This is a genomic window from Diaphorobacter limosus (genome assembly GCF_033100095.1).
In the GTDB taxonomy this organism is placed as follows: Bacteria; Pseudomonadota; Gammaproteobacteria; order Burkholderiales; family Burkholderiaceae_C; genus Alicycliphilus; species Alicycliphilus limosus.
In genome coordinates this window covers 3,811,874-3,830,443 of record NZ_CP136921.1, presented here as the reverse complement: position 1 = coordinate 3,830,443, position 18,570 = coordinate 3,811,874, and the positions used below count along the sequence as shown (strand labels likewise).

General features: G+C 65.9%; 17 protein-coding genes and 1 riboswitch. Of the genes, 3 read left to right on the top strand and 14 right to left on the bottom strand.

What is annotated here, in order from left to right; all coding sequences use genetic code 11:
- The 10 genes from cobW to P4826_RS18390 form a co-directional block, all read right to left on the bottom strand.
- Positions 1 to 1,059 (bottom strand): cobalamin biosynthesis protein CobW, encoded by a 1,059-nt coding sequence (gene cobW, locus P4826_RS18435; protein ID WP_317701795.1) that lies wholly within the window; start codon positions 1,057 to 1,059, stop codon positions 1 to 3.
- A 400-nt stretch (positions 1,060 to 1,459) separates the two neighbouring features.
- Entirely contained in the window at positions 1,460 to 2,302 is an 843-nt protein-coding gene (locus tag P4826_RS18430) for an ABC transporter substrate-binding protein (RefSeq protein ID WP_317701794.1), read from the bottom strand.
- On the bottom strand, positions 2,302 to 2,871 hold the full coding sequence (gene cobO, locus P4826_RS18425) for a cob(I)yrinic acid a,c-diamide adenosyltransferase (protein ID WP_317701793.1): 570 nt from the start codon (positions 2,869 to 2,871) through the stop codon (positions 2,302 to 2,304). The genes P4826_RS18430 and cobO overlap by 1 nt, the downstream gene beginning before the upstream one ends.
- A gap of 123 nt (positions 2,872 to 2,994) precedes the next feature.
- Positions 2,995 to 3,672, bottom strand: a complete 678-nt coding sequence (locus P4826_RS18420) for an energy-coupling factor ABC transporter permease (RefSeq protein ID WP_317701792.1) — start codon at positions 3,670 to 3,672, stop codon at positions 2,995 to 2,997.
- 36 nt (positions 3,673 to 3,708) lie between these two features.
- Positions 3,709 to 4,476 carry an ABC transporter ATP-binding protein gene (locus P4826_RS18415; RefSeq protein ID WP_317703799.1) on the bottom strand — a complete coding sequence of 256 codons (768 nt, stop codon included), beginning with the start codon at positions 4,474 to 4,476 and terminating at the stop codon, positions 3,709 to 3,711.
- A 166-nt stretch (positions 4,477 to 4,642) separates the two neighbouring features.
- Positions 4,643 to 5,692: a FecCD family ABC transporter permease gene (locus tag P4826_RS18410; protein ID WP_317701791.1), complete on the bottom strand. Its 1,050-nt coding sequence runs from the start codon at positions 5,690 to 5,692 to the stop codon at positions 4,643 to 4,645.
- Between the two features lie 66 nt (positions 5,693 to 5,758).
- The gene (locus P4826_RS18405; protein WP_317701790.1) at positions 5,759 to 6,646 is read right to left on the bottom strand and encodes an ABC transporter substrate-binding protein; all 888 of its coding nucleotides are present in this window, start codon (positions 6,644 to 6,646) and stop codon (positions 5,759 to 5,761) included.
- The gene (gene cobU, locus P4826_RS18400) at positions 6,643 to 7,230 is read right to left on the bottom strand and encodes a bifunctional adenosylcobinamide kinase/adenosylcobinamide-phosphate guanylyltransferase (RefSeq protein WP_317701789.1); all 588 of its coding nucleotides are present in this window, start codon (positions 7,228 to 7,230) and stop codon (positions 6,643 to 6,645) included. The genes P4826_RS18405 and cobU overlap by 4 nt, the downstream gene beginning before the upstream one ends.
- Positions 7,230 to 8,576 (bottom strand): cobyrinic acid a,c-diamide synthase CobB, encoded by a 1,347-nt coding sequence (locus P4826_RS18395; RefSeq protein WP_317701788.1) that lies wholly within the window; start codon positions 8,574 to 8,576, stop codon positions 7,230 to 7,232. Before P4826_RS18395 ends, cobU begins: the two co-directional genes overlap by 1 nt.
- Positions 8,577 to 8,591: 15 nt before the next feature.
- Complete coding sequence (locus P4826_RS18390; RefSeq protein WP_317701787.1) at positions 8,592 to 10,481, bottom strand: TonB-dependent receptor domain-containing protein; 1,890 nt, start codon at positions 10,479 to 10,481, stop codon at positions 8,592 to 8,594.
- Positions 10,482 to 10,569: 88 nt separating this feature from the next.
- Positions 10,570 to 10,812, bottom strand: a riboswitch (cobalamin riboswitch).
- Positions 10,813 to 10,851: 39 nt separating this feature from the next.
- On the opposite strand from P4826_RS18390, the gene P4826_RS18385 reads away from it, so the two are divergent.
- Together P4826_RS18385 and P4826_RS18380 are read left to right on the top strand one after the other, a co-directional pair.
- Positions 10,852 to 11,073: a DUF904 domain-containing protein gene (locus tag P4826_RS18385; RefSeq protein WP_317701786.1), complete on the top strand. Its 222-nt coding sequence runs from the start codon at positions 10,852 to 10,854 to the stop codon at positions 11,071 to 11,073.
- On the top strand, positions 11,070 to 11,438 hold the full coding sequence (locus P4826_RS18380; RefSeq protein WP_317701785.1) for a cell division protein ZapA: 369 nt from the start codon (positions 11,070 to 11,072) through the stop codon (positions 11,436 to 11,438). The genes P4826_RS18385 and P4826_RS18380 overlap by 4 nt, the downstream gene beginning before the upstream one ends.
- A gap of 253 nt (positions 11,439 to 11,691) precedes the next feature.
- On the opposite strand, the gene P4826_RS18375 is transcribed toward P4826_RS18380, so the two are convergent.
- From P4826_RS18375 to hemN, 4 genes are all read right to left on the bottom strand, one after another.
- The gene (locus P4826_RS18375; protein WP_425605187.1) at positions 11,692 to 14,175 is read right to left on the bottom strand and encodes a sensor domain-containing protein; all 2,484 of its coding nucleotides are present in this window, start codon (positions 14,173 to 14,175) and stop codon (positions 11,692 to 11,694) included.
- A complete protein-coding gene (locus P4826_RS18370) occupies positions 14,172 to 15,437 on the bottom strand; it encodes an HD-GYP domain-containing protein (protein WP_317701784.1) in 1,266 nt (421 codons plus the stop codon). Before P4826_RS18370 ends, P4826_RS18375 begins: the two co-directional genes overlap by 4 nt.
- 105 nt (positions 15,438 to 15,542) lie before the next feature.
- On the bottom strand, positions 15,543 to 16,265 hold the full coding sequence (locus tag P4826_RS18365) for a sulfite exporter TauE/SafE family protein (protein ID WP_317701783.1): 723 nt from the start codon (positions 16,263 to 16,265) through the stop codon (positions 15,543 to 15,545).
- Positions 16,266 to 16,268: 3 nt separating this feature from the next.
- A complete protein-coding gene (gene hemN, locus P4826_RS18360) occupies positions 16,269 to 17,651 on the bottom strand; it encodes an oxygen-independent coproporphyrinogen III oxidase (RefSeq protein WP_317703797.1) in 1,383 nt (460 codons plus the stop codon).
- A 186-nt stretch (positions 17,652 to 17,837) separates the two neighbouring features.
- Here hemN and fnr point away from each other — a divergent pair, with 186 nt between their 5' ends.
- On the top strand, positions 17,838 to 18,566 hold the full coding sequence (gene fnr, locus P4826_RS18355) for a fumarate/nitrate reduction transcriptional regulator Fnr (RefSeq protein ID WP_317701782.1): 729 nt from the start codon (positions 17,838 to 17,840) through the stop codon (positions 18,564 to 18,566).
- Positions 18,567 to 18,570: the final 4 nt, after the last annotated feature.

Sequence of the window (18,570 nt, the reverse complement as noted above, 5' to 3'; positions counted from 1 at the left end):
TCAGGCCGCCACTGCGTCCAGTTGCGCCTGCAGCTCGGCCTGCAAGGCGGCGGCGTCCAGGTGATCGCCGATCAGCACCAGGCGCGTGGCGCGCGCCTCGGCCGCGCCCCAGGGACGGTCGAAGTGGCTGTCGAAGCGCTGCCCAACGCCCTGCACCAGCAAGCGCATGGCCGCGCCCGGCAGGGCGACAAAGCCCTTGACGCGGTAGATCTCGTGGCGCTGCGTCAATGCGGCCAGCGCGGCCAACAGGCGCTGGCGGTCTGCCACCTGCAGATCGACGGCGACCGAGTCGAAGGCATCGTGGTCGTGGTCTTCTTCCGCGTCGTGGTGGGTGTGGCGCGCATCGATCAAGTCCTCCACCGCACGGCCCTGGCCCAGCAGCACCTCGGGGGCGACGCGGCCTTCGGTGGAGTGCACCAGCTGCACGCCGGCGGGCGTCTCGGCGCGCACGATGGCCTCAACCTGGGCGATCGCAGCGCCGTCCAGCCCTTCAATTTTGTTGAGCACCACCAGGTCGGCGGTGGCCAGCTGGTCTTCAAACAGCTCGGCCAGCGGCGACTCGTGATCCAGGTTGTCGTCGGCACGGCGCTGGGCGTCCACGGCCACGGGGTCTTCGGCAAACTGGCCGGCCAGCACGGCGGGCGCGTCCACCACGGTGACGACCGCATCCACGGTAAAGGCGTTGCGGATTTGCGGCCACTGGAAGGCCTGCACCAGGGGTTTGGGTAACGCCAGACCCGAGGTCTCGATGACCAAATGGTCGATCTCGCCGCGCCGCGCCGCCAGCTGCTCCATCACCGGGGCAAATTCTTCCTGCACCGTGCAGCACAGGCAGCCGTTGGCCAGCTCGAACAGCTGGCCGTTGTCGGCACCAGTCTCATCGCAGCCCACGCCGCAGGCGCGCAGCAGCTCGCCGTCGATGCCCAGGGCGCCAAACTCGTTGACGATGACCGCTATGCGCCGGCCATTGGCGTTGGCCAGGATATGGCGCAGCAGCGTGGTTTTGCCGGCGCCGAGAAAGCCGGTGACGATGGTGGCGGGGATTTTGCGGATTTGCATAAAAACTCCTTGAATCAGAAATGGGGGGCGACTCCTTCCCCCGCTGAGGGAAGGTGGGGATGGGGGCTGCATGCCGGCGCGAGCGTCGCTGGCCCCCACCCCAGCCCTCCCCCAGAGGGGGCTTCTGTATGCACACATCTTTTTGATAGCGCGTCACGCAACATCAACGGGGATTTCCGGCTGTTTCTCCCTCCCCTTTCGGGGGAGGGCTGGGGTGGGGGCCGGCGACACTCGCGTGCTCATGCCGGCAAGATGCCGGCGCTCCCGGCCCCCATCCCAACCTTCCCCCGGGGGGGAAGGAGCCAAAACCCGCGTCAAGTAACTGCCATGCGCTTTCAGAAGTTGTGTGCATACACAAGCCCAGAGGGGGAGGGAGCAAGGCCGCAGCGCCCGCTTGGCATCAGCTGCGCACGCCCGGCAAGGCCAGCAGGCAATCGACCAGCATGTGCGCGGCCTCGCCCAGGCGCGGGCCGGGGCGCTCCAGCAGCGCCATGCGCTCGGGGTCGAGCGCGCAGACCTGCTGGCGGCGCGCGGCGCTCAAGCGCTCCCAGCCAGGGCGCTGGTGCAGATTGGCCAGCAGCGCAGCGGGGCCGACGATGAGGTCGGGCGCGCGGCGCACGATGTACTCGGGGTTGACCTGCGGGAAGAAGCCCTGCTCGCGGCCGATGATGTTCACCAGGCCCAGGCGCGCCAGGGTCTCGCCGATGAAGGTGGCCTCGCTGGCCGCCTTGGGGCCCAGGCCAATCTCGACGTACACGCTGCGCCCGCGCAGGCTGCCTGGCAGGCGCGCGGCGGCGGCGTCCAGCTCACGCTCAACCTGGGCAATCAGCATCTCGGCGCGGGCCTGCTCGCCCAGCGTGCGGCCCAGTGCGCGCAGCATGGCTTTTTGCTCGGCGTGGGTGCGCACGTTGTGGGTTTGCACGGCAATGCCCAGCTGCGCCAGGCGCTCGGCAATGCGCGAGCGCGGGCCCAGCAGCACCAGGTCCGGCCGCAGGGCGACGATGCGCTCTATCGACGCATCGGCCAGGCCGCCGACCTTGGGCAGGTGCCCAATGGCACCCGGCCCGGTGGAATAACGGTCGGTGCCGACGATCTGGCCGCAGTGGCCCAGGGCGCAGACCGACTCGGTGAGCGAGGGCGCAACGGTGACGATGCGCTCCTGCGCCTGGCCTGGCGTGGCCAGCGCGCACAGCAAAGCCAGCGCCGGCACTTTGTGGCGCTGCGTTAGGGATGGGCAGGTCATCAGTCTTCTATGCCGCGCTGCGCCGGAACGCCGGCCTGGAAGTGGTGCTTGATGAGAGTCATCTCGGTCACGGTGTCGGCCAGATCGACCAGTTCAGCCGGCGCGCCGCGCCCGGTCAGCACCACATGCACATGGCCGGGGCGCTCGCGCAGGCAGGCCAGCACATCGCCAAGCTGCACCCAGCCGTAGCGCAGCGGGTACATGATCTCGTCGAGCACCACCATGAAGAAATCGCCCGAGCGGATCGCCGCCTCGGCCTTGGCCCAGCCGTCCTGCGCCAGGGCGGCAGAATGGTCCAGGTCGCGGCTCTTCCAGCTGAAGCCGTCGCCCAGGCCCTCGATGGGGATGCCCAGCTGCTCGAACAACCGGTGCTCGCCAAAGCGCGCCGACGGCACCTTCATGAACTGATACACCTTGACGGCCTTGCCGCGCCCGTGCGCACGCAGCGCCAGGCCGAAGGCCGCCGTGCTCTTGCCCTTGCCGTTGCCGGTGTGCACCAGCACCAGGCCACGGCGCTCGCCCTGGGGCTTGGGGGTGTCGCGGTGAATGGGAGGGGTTTCGATTTCCATGGGACTCAATGGGGAGTTGCTGTATGGACTCCTTCCCCCTTTGGGGGAAGGTGGGGATGGGGGCTTGCGGGGCGCCACAGACAGGCCCCCACCCCGCCCTCCCCCAGAGGGGGAGGGAGAAGATCACACCGCGCTGTACACGCGGCTTTGCAGCAGCGCGCTGCCCTGCAGGCCACGCAGCGCCTTGGCACCGGCCAGCACGGCCAGGTCCACCAGCGGCTCGAGCAGCACCACGCCCATGTAGGCGGCGCCAAAGCTGGCAATGCTCTGCAGATTGCCAGCGCCCACGCCCTGGCCGTACAGCGCCCAGAAGGCCACCCAGGCAACGATGCCGCCCTGGTAGGCCAGCGACAGCTTGAGCGTTTGCGTATAAGTCAGGTCAACGTAGGCGGTGGCGCGCGGGATGATGCGCCGCGCCAGCGCGGCGGTGGCAAACAGCGGCACCAGCAGCGTGGTGACGTTCATGCCGTACTGGGGCAGGTCTTGCGGGGCAAAGAACAGGCTTTGCACCAGCAGGCCGGCAGCCAGGCCGATGGCGGCGGGGGCGGCGCCCAGCATCAGGAGCAGCGTGGTGCCCAAGATCAAATGCACCTCGGACACGCCCACCGGGTGGTGCGGCAGGATCTCAAACGATGCGAACACCAGCGCCGTCGCGACCAGGCTGCGCAGCAGCAGCGCGCCAGCGCCTTCCTTGCGTAGCATGTCCAGCGCCAGCCTGGCGCTATAGCCAAGGGCCGCGGCGCCAGTGGCGTAGCTGAGAAAAATCTTGCTGGCGTCAACCAGTCCGGGTTCGATATGCATGGCACTTCTCCTTGGGTTCATCCATCAACAAAAAAATCAACACGGCAGCGCCACCCACTGCCCCTGGAGGGCATGGATGGCAATGCGCTGGTCAAACACGGCCTGCACCGCGCGGTGCGTGGCGGGGTCGATGCTGGCGCCCTGGTGGGCGATGCAACCCGCCTGCATCACCACCAGCTCGTCGGCGTGCAGCGCCATGCCCACCTCGTGCAGCACGCTGACCACGGTGCGGCCCTGCGCCACCAGGGCGCGCACCAGCGCCAGCCAGTCGGCCTGGTGCGGCGGGTCCAGATTGGCCAGGGGCTCGTCCATCAGCAGCACCTGCGCCTGCACCGCCAGGGCGCGCGCCAGCAGCACGCGCTGGCGCTCGCCGCCTGAGAGCTGGCCGAGCGCGCGCGTGCGCCAGTCCCAGGCCTGGGTGGCGCGCAGCGCCTGCTCCACGGCGGCGCGGTCCTGGTCGCTGGCGGGCTGCAGAAAGCCCTGGTGCGGCAGGCGCCCAAGCATGGCCACGTCGTACACCGTCAGGTCGTCGGCGGCGGCCTCGTTCTGGCCCAGCCAGGCGAGCTGCCGCGCGCGCTCGCGCCGCGGCCAGGCATGCAGGTCACGCCCCAGCAGCTCGACCCGCCCGGCGCGCAGAGGCAGCAACCCGGCCAGGGCCTTGAGCAGCGTGGACTTGCCGGCGCCATTGGGGCCGACGATGCAGCTCCAGCGCCCAGCAGGCAACGGCAGGTCGAGCCGCTGAAGCACAGCATCTTTTCCGGCTCCAGCGCTTATCTGACAAGCGCTAATAGCTATTGTTTTTATATCATTCATTGCACACCCCACAAGCTGTGCATGGGGCGCTGGCGCTGCGCAGGCATGGCCCAAGCCAGCGGCCACCGCGCAAGGGCCGCCCCGCCGCGCTGGTGGCGTCCTCCCTCCCGCTGCGCGCAGCGCTGCAAGGAAGGCACGAAGCGACTCGGGGGGGTGTTCATAGCACAGTCCTGCGGTGCATCAGCCACAGCAGGTAGCCCCCGCCCAGCACGGCGGTGAGCACACCCACAGGCAGCTCCTGCGGCGCCAGCAGGCCGCGCGCCAGCAGGTCGGCCGCGGCCAGCAGCGCGCCACCCATCAGGCTGGCCAGGGCCATCAGGCGCCCGTGCGGCACGCTGACCACGGCGCGCACCAGGTGCGGCGCCGCCAGCCCGACGAAGGCGATCAGCCCGGTCTGCGCCACCGCCGTGCCCGTGGCCAGGGCCAGCACGGCCACCAGGGCGGCGCGCAGCGGCGGCAGGCGCAGGCCCAGGCTGGCGGCTGTGGCCTCGCCCAGGGCCAGGGCATCGAGCGTGCGCGACAGCAGCCCGGCTGCCGCCAGGCAGGGCAGCCACACCGCCAGCAGCAGCAGGCACGAAGTCCAGCCGACAAAGCCGGTCGAACCAAGCAGAAAGCCCTGCATGGCCTGCAGCGAGTCGGGCGAGATCAGCAGGATCAATGAGGTACACGCGCCCAGCACCACGCCCACCACCACCCCGGCGAGCAGCAGGCGCAGCGTGTGCTGCACGCCGCGCGCCAACGCCAGCGTCAGCAGCACGGCAGCCACGGCGCCGACGAAGGCCGCGCCCGTCAGACCCAGGCGCACCAGCCAGTGTGCGGAATACACGGACACCGAGAGCCCCGCCTGCGAGGCGCCCAGCATGCCGCCCGCCCCCCCCATCAGCGCCAGCGCCGCCGCCACGCCCAGCGACGCACCCGAGGCGCTGCCCAGCAGATAGGGGTCGGCCAGTGGGTTACGAAACAGCCCCTGCGCCACCGCGCCCGCCAGCCCCAGCAGGGCCCCCGCGGCCCAGGCGCCCAGGGTGCGCGGCAGGCGGATGTCCCAGACAATCTGCCGCGCCATGGCGGCCTCGACGCCATCGCCCCACCACAGCGGGCGCAGGCTCTCCAGCCCGGTGCTGCCCACCCCCAGCCCCAGCAACACCAGGGCCAGCCCCAGCAGCGCCAGGCCCAGCCCCAGAGCCCCCGAACGGCCGATGGAGCCCATGGGGGTCTGACCCCAATTCCGGTCATCAGGATTGGAGCCGGCCTTTAATGGGACTCTGACCCCCATTTACTGCTTTCCCCGCAGGCAGTCGGCCATGAGGCGGGCCGCCTCGGCCATGCGTGGGCCGGGACGGATCAAGGTGTCGGATTCGTCGGCATTGAAGCGGCACAGCCGCCCCTGGCGCAGGGCGCGCATCTGCGCCCAGCCGGGGCGGGAGAGCAGGCCTTCGGCGCTGCGCGAGCCGACCATGATGCGGTCCGGGTCGGCGCGCACGATGTATTCGGGGTTGAGCTTGGGGAAGGGCCCCAGGCTGGCCGGCAGGATGTTGCGCGCGCCCAGGCGCGCCAGCGTCTCGCCGATGAAGGATGCCTCGCCCGCGCCGAACGGGCCGGGGCTGACCTCGAAATAAACCCGCTGGCCACGGGCGCTGGCGGGCAGCGACTGGGCGGCGGCGGAGACGGCGGCGTCAATCTCGCGCCACACGCGCTTTGCGTCGGTACTACCCAGCAGCTGGCCGACCTTGTCGAGCACGCGCTGTACGTCGGCGTGGGTCTTGGGCTCCAGCGCCAGCACGGCAATCCCCAGGGCGCGCAGGCGCTCGGCCGCGCGCGAGGACGTGGCCATCAGCACCACGTCCGGGCGCAGGGCGACGATGGCCTCGATATTCGGGTCCAGCCCGCCGCCCACCTTGGGCAGCTGGTTCACGCTGGCCGGCCAGTTGGTGTAGCGGTCCACGCCCACCAGGCGCCGGCATTCGCCCAGAGCGCAGACGGTCTCGGCCAGCGAGGGCAGCAGGCTGACGATGCGCTCGGGCGGCTGGGGCAGTTGCACCGTGTGGCCCCGGTCGTCGGTCACCTGCACGCCCTGCGCCTGCGCCAGGCTGCTCATGAGCAGCAGCAGCGCCAGCAGCACGGCGACGACGATAAGAATGCGTTTGACAGGCGTGGGCTTCATGTGCGGTCGCCTTTCAGGGCAAGCGGCAGGCCGGCGGCCATCAGCGTCACGCGCTGGCAGGCGGCCGCCACCTGCTGGTTGAGCTGACCCAGGGCATCGACAAAGGCGCGCACCTCGCGCCCCAGCGGGATCACGCCCAGGCCGATCTCGTTGCCCACCAGCACCACGGGGCCGGGGGGCTGCTCTATAACTCTCAAAAACATAGCTAGTTGCGCTTGCCAGTCGGGCGCTGCAGGCCTTTTTGCTTCAAATTCTTGGGTATCTGCCGGCATCAACCAATGGGTCAGCCACAGGGTCAGGCAGTCCACCACCACCAGGGTATCGGGGCGGCTGGCGCGCTGCAAGGCGCCGGCCAGGTCGCGCGCCTCCTCCAGCGTGGCCATGCCGGGCACGCGCGCGGCGCGGTCCTGCTGGTGGCGCTCTATGCGTTGGCGCATCTCCTCGTCCCAGGGCTGGGCGGTGGCGATCAGCACAGCGCGGTGCGCGGCAGACTGTGCCAGCCAGGTTTGCGCCAGCAGCTCGGCACGGCGCGACTTGCCGCTTTTCTGGCCGCCCAGAATGAGCTCGGTGCGTGCGATGTCCATCAGGCCTCCCCGGCGCCGAACAGCGCCGCCGTGGCTGCGGGGCTGGAAGCAAACCAGGCGTGAAAGTAACTCGCCCGCAGGCTGCCCTGGCGGTAAACGGCCTCGCCCACGTTGGGCGCCACGGCCTGCCCGGGGCGCGCAGTGCGCGTGGCCACGGCGGCTGCGCTGTCGAAGGTGGAGTAGTGAAAGGTATGGCCGCGCAACTGCCCCTGCGGCAGGTCGAGCTGCTGCGGCCCCAGGCCCGCCAGGTGCTTCTGCATCTGCACCCGCCCGGGCAGCAGGCCCCACAGCGGCTGGGTGGCGCCGTCCTGCAGGGTGATGGAATCGGCCAGCGCCATCATGCCGCCGCACTCGGCCCACAGGGGCTTGCCCGCCGCCAGATGGGCGCGCAAATCGTCGCGCAGCGCCTGGTTGGCCGCCAGGCGCCCGGCGTGCAGCTCGGGGTAGCCACCGGGCAGCCAGACGGCGTCGCACGCGGGCAGGCTATCGCCCGCCAGCGGCGAGAAACATTGCACCCGCGCGCCCAGCTGCGCCAGGGTTCGCAGATTGGCCGGGTAAATGAAGCTGAAGGCCGCATCGCACGCCACGGCCACGGTGCGGCCTGCCAGCAGCGCCGGGATCTGCCCTGCGAGGGGCGGAGCGGCAAAATCGACGGAAAAGCGCTCAAGCGCCGCACTGCCCATGCGCCCCAGCGGTGTCGCGGCGAGTGCGTCGGCCGTGGCATCCAGTCGTTGCAGGGCGTCGGGCAGCTCGTGCGCCGCCACCAGGCCCAGGTGGCGCTCGGGCAGCAGCTTGCCGCCCTCCGCGCCTGCCAGTCGCGGCAGCGCGCCCAGCCAGTCGGAGGGGTCTTGCAGGCCCTCTTGCAGCAACCTGGCGTGGCCCTCGCCGGCCACGCGGTTGGCCAGCACCCCGGCCCAGGGCAGGCCGGGGCGGTAGGTCTTGAGCCCATGGACGATGGCGCCCAGCGTACCGCCCATGGCCCAGGCGTCCACCACGGCCAGCACGGGAATGGCAAAGCGCTGCGCCAGGTCGGCAACAGAGTTCTGACCGTCAAACAGGCCCATCACGCCTTCGATGAGGATCAGATCCGCCTGCTGCGCAGCAGCATGCAGGCGCGCCGCGCAGTCGGCCTCGCCCGTCATCCACAAATCAAGCTGCTCGACCACGGCGCCGCTGGCCAGCTGGTGCCAGTATGGGTCGAGGTAATCCGGCCCGCACTTGAACACCCGCACCCTGGCGCCCTGGCGCTCGTGCAGGCGCGCCAGCGCGGCGGTGACGGTGGTCTTGCCCTGGCCGGAGGCGCAGGCGGCAATGACCAGTGCGGGGCAACGGGCGGCAATGCGCATGGTGCGATCAGTCGATCAGTACTTGGGCGACCACTTCAGGCCGACGTAGAAGGTACGGCCGGCAGTGGCGTAGTCGCGCGCCACCTGGTAGTCCTTGTCGGCCAGGTTGTCGATGCGCGCCACCACCTGGTAGTCACGCGCCAGGCGGGTGCTGGCGTACAGATTGAAGAGCGCATAGCCGCCCAGGCGCCTGGTATTGGCCGCATCGTCCCAGCGCTGGCTGTTGGCCTGGACCTCGCCGCCCAGCGTCCAGCCGGCCAGCTGGGTGTCGGCCCCGAGGGTTGCATGGCGCTTGGCGCGGCGCGCCAGCAGCTTGCCGTTGTCCAGGTTCTTCGGGTTCTGCACGTCCAGCGATGCGTACAGCTGCACGCCAGCCAGACGGGTCACCCCCGCCACGGTCACGCCCTCATAGCGCGCCTTGCCGACGTTGGCGTAGCAGCCGGGAAACGGCCCGGAGTTGCCCGCACAGGTGCCCGTTGAGCCAACCCAGTTGATGAGGTTGCTGACCTTGTTGCGATAGACCGTGGCCGAGAAGCTGCTCGCGTCCTGCGCCCATTTCAGGCCCAGTTCAACGTTTCGGCTGGTCTCTGGCTGCAGCGAGGCGTCGCCGTACAGGCTGAAGCGCTGGTACAGCGTGGGCGCCCGGAAGGCCGACCCCAGCGAGGCAGTGGCGCGCCAACCTTTGGCAAAGGCGTAGCCGTAGGCCGCGCTGCCAGTGCTCTTGCCACCGAACTCACTATCGTCGTCGTGGCGGGCATTGAGCTGCAGGGTGTGCGCTCCCGCACTCAGGCCATAGCCCAACGCCACGGCGTTCTGCGCGCGGCTGCGGTCGATGGGGGCGTTCTGCAGTTCGTCCTCACGGCGCTCCAGCGCTGCCGTGAACTGGTGATTGCCCAGGCGCCATTCGTTCTGGAACAGGTAGCCGCGCAGCTGGGTCTCAGTCAGATAGGGCGAGGGCTGGGTCTCGTAGCGGTCGCGCGAATCGGTCACGGCCAAGCGCGTCTTGTAGGCTTCGGTCCACTGCGCCTGCCACGCCAGGCCCAGGGTCTGCAGGCGGTGCAGGCTGCGGTCGTCAGCCTTGCTGGTGTCGTAACCGCTGTCGCTGTCGCTGTACAACAGCGTGCCCTCCAGCCGGTGCGCGCGGTTGACCTGCAGGCCCAGGCGCGCGTTGGCCGCCGTGCTGGTGTAGCCGTCGCGGTCGGGGTTGCTGGTAGCCCTGGTGCTGGCACTGAAGCCCTTGCTGCCTTCGCGGGCCAGGCCAATGGCGTAGTCCACGGCGCCGCTGGCGCCGCTGACGCCGGCTTCGGCCTTCCAGGTGCGGTGCGTGCCGTTGCCCACGCCCACATAGGGCGACACACCGGCCTCGCCCTTCTTGGTGAAGATCTGCACCACGCCGGCCACGGCATCCGAGCCGTAAACCGCAGCCGCCGGGCCACGCAGCACTTCGATGCGATCGACCAACGACAGGGGAATGGCCTCCCACGACGCGCCGCCCGAAGCCTGCGAGTCCACGCGCACGCCATCGATATAGACGGCGGTGAAACGCGTCTCGGCGCCGCGCAGGTACAGGCTGGTCGAACCCATCGGACCGCCGTTGCGCGCAAATTGCACACCCGGCAAGCGCGCCAGCACATCGACCAGACCAGTGGCGCCGCTGTTTTCTATCGTCTCACGATCGACAATGGAAACGTCGGCGACGATGTCGGTCAGCGGCTGCTCGGTGCGCGTGGCGGTCACGACCATCTCGTTCAGCGCCGGCGCGTGGTACTGGGCGATTTGTAGGGGGGGTTCTGACGCCACCTGGGCCTGGGCCGAACAAACAGCCAGAACCGCCAGGGCCAGCGCGGAACGGCGCAACGCCACGCGCGCATCGATGGCACGGTTGCATAGAGATATATGCTTCATAAAGGGAATCGAGACCTGCAATGAACCCCGTGCCAGCCTCCCCGCCGACAATGGGTAATCAGCCGCCACCGACGTCGTTCATGACGCTGGGCAACCACCTGTGTTGGCCGGTATCCGGGCTGGCGGTGCACCCTTCATCGCCTTCCCAGACGCTTGTTCAAGGCATCCAGTGGCTTGTGAGTGAAGGGGGAGTCGGGATGCGACTCATCCGCTGACCGTTGCGGGGGCAGCGCAGGCTCGGGGTGTGCTTCATGGCGAAGTCCCCCTCCCTGCTTCCCGTTGAACTGCGGCCGTGCGAACCACGGCAGCGAGCACCAACGGCGCGCATTTTACCGGCAAACGCATGCCCCGCCCTACAATGCACGGCTCTATGGCCACAACGCACCCCATTGATCTGATTGCAGAGCGCGTCGAGCGCCTGCTGCTGCGCCACACCGAACTGGAGCGCACCAACGCCCTGCTGGCCGCGCAGGTGGCGGCCCTGGCCCAGGAACGTGATTCGCTCAAGTCCCGTCTGAGTGCGGCACGCGCGCGGGTTGACTCCTTGCTCGAACGCCTGCCCGAAAACAATCCGCCCAAGGATGTGCCATGAAGCAGATTGAGGTTCAAATCCTGCAGCAAAGCTATTTGCTGGCCTGCCCCGATGGGCATGAGTCACGCCTGCTGGAAGCGGTGGAACGCGTGGACACCGCCATGACGCGCATCCGCGACGCCGGCAAGGTGCGCGCACGGGAACGCATTGCCGTACTGGCGGCCCTGAACCTGGCCTTCGAAATTGCCGACCGCGAAGTCGCCGATCTAAGCGCAGCGGCCCAGCAACGCAGCGCACCCGCACCGGTCACCGGCACTGATCCAGATACCGCGACGCCACAGGCCAGTACAGCACAGGAGCAGCGCCTGGAACAACTGCTGCTGCGGCTGGACGAAGCCCTGGGGGACGACGGGCGCCTGTTGTAACCAACCGCCCTCGGCCATCACGAAGAGATGCAGCAAGTACAATAGAGCCGTCTGCAGTGCTGCCGGGCTTTATAGTTCCTTGAACCAATGCTCACTGAGCACGGGCTTGGTACATTGCCTGGTGAGCGTGATCGTCTCGCGTCAGATGAACCCAACGCCAGGTTGCCCTCGCCCACCTGAACCCCCGGTTCAGGATGACGGCCCGGTGGCATTTGCAGACACCTTTTTTTGCAGCCCGTGCGGATCCCAGTCTTCAGCGCTTGGCAGCGCGCGAGCGGCAGGGCGTTCTTTTGGACTGGTGCTTTTGTTCCACGGCTGATGGGCCAAGAACGCGGGAGCGAAATTCCGCGGCGCTCAGGGCTGGCGCGCACAAGAAACCCTGGTAGTACTCACAGCCCATGGTGTGCAGCGCAAGGCGCTGTTCCTGCGTCTCCACGCCTTCCGCCACCACGCTGAAACCCAGGGCCCGGCCCATGCCTAGAACCGCCTTGACGATGGCGCTGTCACCCTCGTCATCAGGCAGGCCACAGATAAATGTCCGATCGATTTTCAGCCGGTGAATGGCCAGCTTCTTCAGGTAGGCCAGGCTGGAGTATCCGGTGCCAAAATCATCGATGGAGAGCCTGAGTCCCTGGCGCGTCAGGCTTGCCAGCACCTGCTCCATTTCCTGGGCATCGTGCAGCAACACGCTCTCCGTCAGTTCCAGCTCCAACTGCTGGGCCGGCAGGCCATAACGGGTCAGCAAGGCGGTGATGCGCTCGACAAAACCCGGCTGCCGAAACTCGAGCGCGGAGACATTGACCGACACCACCAAGGGCGTGCCGCAGCTCATCCAGTGCGCCGCCTCCTTGATGGCCTGCTCCATCACCCAGCCACCCAGACTGACGATGAAACCGGACTCCTCCGCCAGCGGAATAAAGCTGCCCGGCGACACGACACCAAACTCCGGATCCGTCCACCTTGCCAACGCCTCCGCACCCACAATGCGCCCCGTGGCCATGTCCACCTGAGGCTGGTAGTGCACAGCCATATGCCCCAAGCCCAGCGCCTGGCGCATGGCATGCTCCAGCTTCATGCGCGACAACAGATTGGCATTCATCTGCGGCCGATAGAAGCCAAAATTGCCGCGCCCACGCTCCTTGACCTGATACATGGCCGTATCGGCCTGCTTGATCAGGTCGTCCAGCGACTCGCCATCGCGCGGGAACATCGACACGCCGATGCTGCACTGGATGGAAAACCCCATGCCATCGAGCATGAACGGGCGCTGCAATTCATCCAGCATGCGACGCGCCACGCCCTCGGCAATGCCGACATCGGCGCCATGCAGGTAGATGACGAACTCATCGCCTCCCAGGCGGCACAGCATGTCTGCCTGGCGCAGGCAACCCTGCAGGCGTTCGGCCACCAGTTTCAGCACGCGGTCGCCAAAGGGATGCCCCAGTGAATCGTTGACGATCTTGAAACGATCCAGATCCAGACACAGGATGGCAAAGCTGTCCCCGGTGGCACGCGACAGCTCAATGGCCGCAGTCACCCTTTCACTCAGCAACAGGCCGTTGGGCAACCCGGTCAACGCATCACGGTAGGCCAACTGCTCAATGCGCCGCTTGGCCGCATGCTGCTGCGTCAGATCGCGCATGAAGCCTATGCTTTGCGCGTCACCTCCCTCAGCGTCGCGCAGCACAACCCAGGACAAATGCACACTGCAGTCACCGCCGTCGCGCTGGCGCAGATGCAGCTCGCCCTCCCAGAATCCGTTCTGCAGCCACCCCTGTTGTACCTCGGACAGGAAGGCGCTCCGGCCCTTTCCCCTGGCGAACAGCGTGGTGACGGATTGACCAACCACCCCGTCGGCGGATGCCCTTAAAAGCCTCTCACAAGCCGGATTGATGCGCAGGATCGCGTTGCGCCGATCGGCTATGAAGACGGCATCCAGACTCGATTCAAACACCCGGGCCGCCAGGCGCAGGTCGGCCTGATTCTGGATGTCACTGGTGATATCGCGAAACGTATACACCCGCCCTGCTGGCCGCCCCTGAACGAGTTGAGGCACGGAGCGCTGCTCCACCGTCATGCCATTGCGCAGAAGAAGGATGTCGTGGCTCTCCCGCATCGGTTCACGCACAATTTCAGCACGCCCGGCGCGATAGACCTCACTGTCGAGCACCAGGCTTTCGATATGCGTCCATATCGCCGCATCATCGCGCTGCAACAGCATTTCGTGTGGCAACTGCCATATCTCGACCAGGCGATGGTTGAAGGCCCGCATCTGCCCGTTCAGATTGCAGGTCAGCACTCCATCCACAGCTGAATCAAGGGTTGCGCGCAGCTCCGACAGCAAGGCCTCCAGCTCAAGCCGGGAGGCCTCATGCTCCGATCGATCCTGCATGGTCAACAGCAGGCACTGTGCAGCACCTGCATTGGCGCCTGCATGAATCGCCAGCACGCGACGATCCACCGGCACCAGCGCCTGGCTGCGCATGTTGCGCACCCAGGTGTGTGAATGGATCCCGGCAGCAATGTCGGTGGTGGGCTGGCCCCAGAAAATCTGATCCTCTGGCGTCGCCGCAAGCTCAAGGATGGGCATGCCCTCCATATCTGCCACGCGCCGCCCGACCAGCAGCGACGCGGCCTCATTGGCCTGCAGGATCTGCAAAGACTTGGCATCAACCAGCCAGGCAGCCAGGGCCAGGCCATCCCAAATGGCTTGAAAGGGCTGCCGGCCCATATTCATGCCGCATCCCCTTCGCCAAGTGAATCCAGGGCGCGCGCAAAAAAGTAGCAAATACGCGGTTGTGGCAACAGATATTCAAGGGCAGCACGTGGCAACTGCGCCGGCTTGAGGCTGCGCAGAATGCCAAGCTCGGGCGTTTGCGCCAGGTTCAGCAAGGCCACCTGGCTGCGCGGCACGTCCGGTTGATGCGGCACCACCCAAGGGCGCAGGGGACGCGCCGGATCCACAACCATCACCACCGCCAAACGCCCGTCCACCAGCTGCACCAATGAGCCCGGCGGATACACACCCATCAGCCGTATGAAGGCACCCAGCACCGACGCATCGAAACTTCCCCGCAGCTGGGCAAAAAGCTTTGCCACTGCCTCATGCGGCGTCAAAGCCTGATCACCGTGCAGCGGATTGCACAGCCGGTCATAACGATTGACCAAAGCCAGAATCTGCCCCCAGCGACTGATGTCGTCCGCCACAAGATGCAGCGGGTAGCCACTGCCATCGGCCATTTCGTGATGCTGCGCAATTGCAATGAGCACATCGCTTGGCAAAGCCATGTTCTGCGCCAGCTCCACCGACAGTCCTACATGACTGTGGTAGCGCTGCATGTCGGCAGCCCTCAGGGCAGCACCCGGCTCACCAATATGGGCTGGCAGATTCACCTTGCCCAGATCATGCAGCAATGCAGACAAAGCCAAACCATGCAACTGTTGCGCCTGCAAGCCGATGGCCTGCCCAAGCAGCAAGGCCAGCACCATCACGTTGACCGCATGCGCTGCCGAGCGCTGGCTGACACCATCGGCCAGCAAATGCACGGCGCAGGGACCTCGCGTCAGGAGATCTGAAACACATGTTCGGATCAGCGCTTCTGCCTGCTCGCGCGCCTGCGCCGGTTCAGCGCGCACATGGGCTGAGACTGCGGCATAGGTGCGAGTGGCCTCTTGAAACCGAAGATTGCAGTGCTGCTGGCGCGCATTGAATTGCGCCAACAGATCGGCAGCACCCAGCTCCGCTTGGACCATGGCATCGCTCTCAGGCTCATCCCTCGCCTCTTCAGACCGCAGCCCGGCGTTTGCGGCGGTTACCGTGCTTTTGGCAGGGATGTAACGCACGGATTGAAGCCCGATCTCACGCAACACGCGGATCTGGTCGGGAGATGAGAGCCTGAAACTACTCATCGGAAAGGGATGATTGATCCAACCCAACTCGAGCTGGATGAACATCCCAACTCGCAGAGCGTCGATATCAATCAGGACAGCCTGGTTCACGTCAATTCAGTTGTAATGGGCACGACAAACACATGTCGACACGGCCCATGTGCCTGAAACATTATCACCTGTTACGCGCCAAGCACTTTGTTGCACATTGTCTTTTCAGGGCAAACACCAGGGAGCGGGTTGCCCATGCACAACATCCATCCACAATGCCGTGCCGCCCATGGCGAAAAGCACAACGCCAGCCAGCTTTGAGCCCCAGGAACTGGCGACGCGATTTACGCGGGCACGGAAACTGCGCCACAGAATTGGCCCCGCCACCAACCAAACCCCACTGCCCACACCAAAGAGCACCATGCACAGCGCACCGCGCAGCACACTGCCGCTCAGGGCCGCAGTCAGCAGAGCGGTATAGAGCAAACCACAAGGCAACAGCGCCCAGGCCATGCCCGTGACGAACAGTCCCCCTGGGCGTGCCACCAGAGCACGCACCTTCGTCCAGACCGAACGACCGGCATGCTCCAGCCACGCTGGCTGACGCGCCTGCAGCATCATCAGCAGACCCCAGGCCAGAATCAGCACATGCAGCAATGTCCAGGCCGGACGCAAGGCAGCGGTGTTTTGGCCAAGCCATGCAAGGCGGTCCATCGCCCAGGCAGCCAGGGCTCCGGCGAACCCATAGCCCATCAGCCGCCCCAGATGAAAACCCGCCGTGCGCTGCAGAGTTCCAGCCTGCGGCGCCAGCCGCACCACCCGGGTATCACCCGCCGGCGCCGCGCCCTTCCCCGTCAAAGCCGCACAGGGTGCGGCACACATGACGAGACAATGCGTCCCGCCCATCAAACCCATGAAAAAAGCCGTCGATGCCAGAGCCCATAACATGGCTCAAATGATGCGGGAAAAGCGCGCGCGGTTCCTATCTGCCTGTAAATACCTGTCAAATACCATGGCCACACCGCGCACAAAGAACCACCCCATGGTTGTGACCTTGACGCCCTCGGGACTGATGCTGACCAACCCTTGCTCGGCCATTTCTTCAAGCTGCCGCAGCTCCGCTTCAAAGTAACTGCGGAAGTCGATGAGCCAGGACTGCTCCAAGGGCTCGAACAGCAACTCGCCCTGACACATCAGAGCCATGATGACGGCGCGGCGCACCAGATCATCCTTGGTCAATGCCAGCCCCCGCACGACCGGCAGGTGGCCATGGTCGATGGCGTCGTAGTATTCGTCCAGGGTCTTCACATTCTGGCTGTACGTTGCACCGACGCGGCCAATGGCGGATACGCCCAGGCCAATCAGATCACAGTCAGGCTGCGTGCTATAGCCCTGGAAATTACGGTGCAACCGCCCCTGGCGCTTGGCCACCGCCAGCGCATCCTCGGGCAGTGCAAAGTGATCCATGCCCACGTAGACATAGCCGGCGTTCATGAATGCATCAATGGAGCGAGCCAGCATCGACACCTTGGCCGACGCCATGGGCAGTTCTGCGGTGATGATGCGGCGTTGCGACTTGAAACGCTCGGGCAAATGGGCGTAGGCATAGAGCGCTATCCGATCAGGTCGCAGTTGCGCAACCTGCTCCAGGGTACGGTCAAATGACTCTGGCGTCTGCCTTGGCAGACCATAGATCAGATCCACGTTCACCGAGTCGAAACCCAGCTTGCGCGCGCTTTCAACCAGACCAAACACCTTTTCTGCTGGCTGTATGCGGTGTACGGCTTTCTGTACCTCTGGGTCGAAGTCCTGCACCCCGAAGCTGAGCCGATTGAAGCCCAGCTCAGCCAGCAACGCCAGCCGCTGTTCATCAACCGTGCGCGGATCGACCTCTATGGAGTACTCCCCTCCTGGCACCAACACAAAACTGCGCTTGAGCATGCCCATGAGCTCACGCAAGCCGTCATCGGACAAAAAAGTCGGCGTCCCACCACCAAAGTGCAGCTGACTGACATGCTGGCCGACACCGCAGTGCGCGGTGTGCAGGTCAATTTCCCGGCTCAGGTAACGCAGATATACATCGGCCCGCTCGGGGTGGCGGGTAATGATCTTGTTGCAGGCACAGTAGTAGCACAACGATTCGCAAAACGGTATGTGAATGTACAGCGACAACGGCATGGCCTTGGCCACTGATCCCACGCGGCGCTGTTGCAATGCCAGGATGTACTCCTTTTCACCAAAAGCCTCCACGAAACGATCGGCGGTAGGGTAGGAGGTATAGCGCGGCCCCGGAACGTCAAAGCGACGCAAGAGCTCGGTGGTAACGACAGTCATGAAAGGGTTCCTTGCAATTCGTGCGCACTGTGCCGTAGAGTCCACCCTGTGTCCTTGACGCCGATCAAGCCCCCATGAAGCCGAGTTGACGACAATTTGACCTTGGATCAAAGTCACTCAACGAATCGCGACATCCCAAGTCTCGGTTACATTCGGCTGTAAGTCCGTACTAGGAACCGAGTATCCATGTCTTCCAACCTGCAAACCATCAAAGTAGCCTGCTCCAATTGCAGCCTGCGCGAGCTGTGCATGCCTGTGGGTCTGGATGACCAGCAGCTCAAGCGCATTGATGACATCGTTGCAGTTCGCCGCAAGGTCAAGCGCGGCGGAACCTTGTTTCGCAACGGGGAGGCATTTACCTCGCTCTTTGCCATCCGCACAGGATTCTTCAAAACCTGCGTAGCAACCGAAGATGGGCGCGACCAGGTCACCGGATTCCAGATGGCTGGAGAAATCATCGGTCTGGATGGCATCGTCAACGACCGCCACACCTGCGATGCCGTGGCTCTGGAAGACGCCGAGGTTTGCGTCATGCCCTTTGAGCGTATCGAGGAACTGTCGCGCGAAGTTACGGCACTGCAAACCCATGTGCACAAGATCATGAGCCGTGAAATCGTCCGTGAGCATGGGGTGATGTTGCTGCTGGGCAGCATGCGCGCCGAGGAACGCCTGGCCGCCTTCTTGCTGAACCTGGTGCAGCGCCTGCATGCGCGCGGCTTTTCGCAGTCAGAACTGGTGCTGCGCATGACCCGCGAGGAAATTGGCAGCTACCTGGGCCTGAAACTTGAAACCGTGAGCCGCACCTTCTCCAAATTCGTTGAGGAGGGCATTGTGGAAGTCAAGCAGCGCCATGTTCGCATTGTGAATACGGAAGCCTTGAAGCGAATTGTCAACAGCCAGCAGGCTTGTCACTAAACTT

Excerpts from the sequence above, each read along its gene's own strand:
- fnr (WP_317701782.1), top strand. The coding sequence starts at position 17,838 with ATGTCTTCCAACCTGCAAACCATCAAAGTAGCCTGCTCCAATTGCAGC.
- hemN (WP_317703797.1), bottom strand. The coding sequence starts at position 17,651 with ATGACTGTCGTTACCACCGAGCTCTTGCGTCGCTTTGACGTTCCGGGG.
- cobW (WP_317701795.1), bottom strand. The coding sequence starts at position 1,059 with ATGCAAATCCGCAAAATCCCCGCCACCATCGTCACCGGCTTTCTCGGC.
- P4826_RS18375 (WP_425605187.1), bottom strand. The coding sequence starts at position 14,175 with ATGAATATGGGCCGGCAGCCCTTTCAAGCCATTTGGGATGGCCTGGCC.
- P4826_RS18395 (WP_317701788.1), bottom strand. The coding sequence starts at position 8,576 with ATGCGCATTGCCGCCCGTTGCCCCGCACTGGTCATTGCCGCCTGCGCC.
- P4826_RS18410 (WP_317701791.1), bottom strand. The coding sequence starts at position 5,692 with ATGGGCTCCATCGGCCGTTCGGGGGCTCTGGGGCTGGGCCTGGCGCTG.
- P4826_RS18430 (WP_317701794.1), bottom strand. The coding sequence starts at position 2,302 with ATGACCTGCCCATCCCTAACGCAGCGCCACAAAGTGCCGGCGCTGGCT.
- cobO (WP_317701793.1), bottom strand. The coding sequence starts at position 2,871 with ATGGAAATCGAAACCCCTCCCATTCACCGCGACACCCCCAAGCCCCAG.
- P4826_RS18365 (WP_317701783.1), bottom strand. The coding sequence starts at position 16,265 with ATGTTATGGGCTCTGGCATCGACGGCTTTTTTCATGGGTTTGATGGGC.
- P4826_RS18405 (WP_317701790.1), bottom strand. The coding sequence starts at position 6,646 with ATGAAGCCCACGCCTGTCAAACGCATTCTTATCGTCGTCGCCGTGCTG.
- P4826_RS18390 (WP_317701787.1), bottom strand. The coding sequence starts at position 10,481 with ATGAAGCATATATCTCTATGCAACCGTGCCATCGATGCGCGCGTGGCG.
- P4826_RS18420 (WP_317701792.1), bottom strand. The coding sequence starts at position 3,672 with ATGCATATCGAACCCGGACTGGTTGACGCCAGCAAGATTTTTCTCAGC.
- P4826_RS18380 (WP_317701785.1), top strand. The coding sequence starts at position 11,070 with ATGAAGCAGATTGAGGTTCAAATCCTGCAGCAAAGCTATTTGCTGGCC.
- P4826_RS18385 (WP_317701786.1), top strand. The coding sequence starts at position 10,852 with ATGGCCACAACGCACCCCATTGATCTGATTGCAGAGCGCGTCGAGCGC.
- cobU (WP_317701789.1), bottom strand. The coding sequence starts at position 7,230 with ATGGACATCGCACGCACCGAGCTCATTCTGGGCGGCCAGAAAAGCGGC.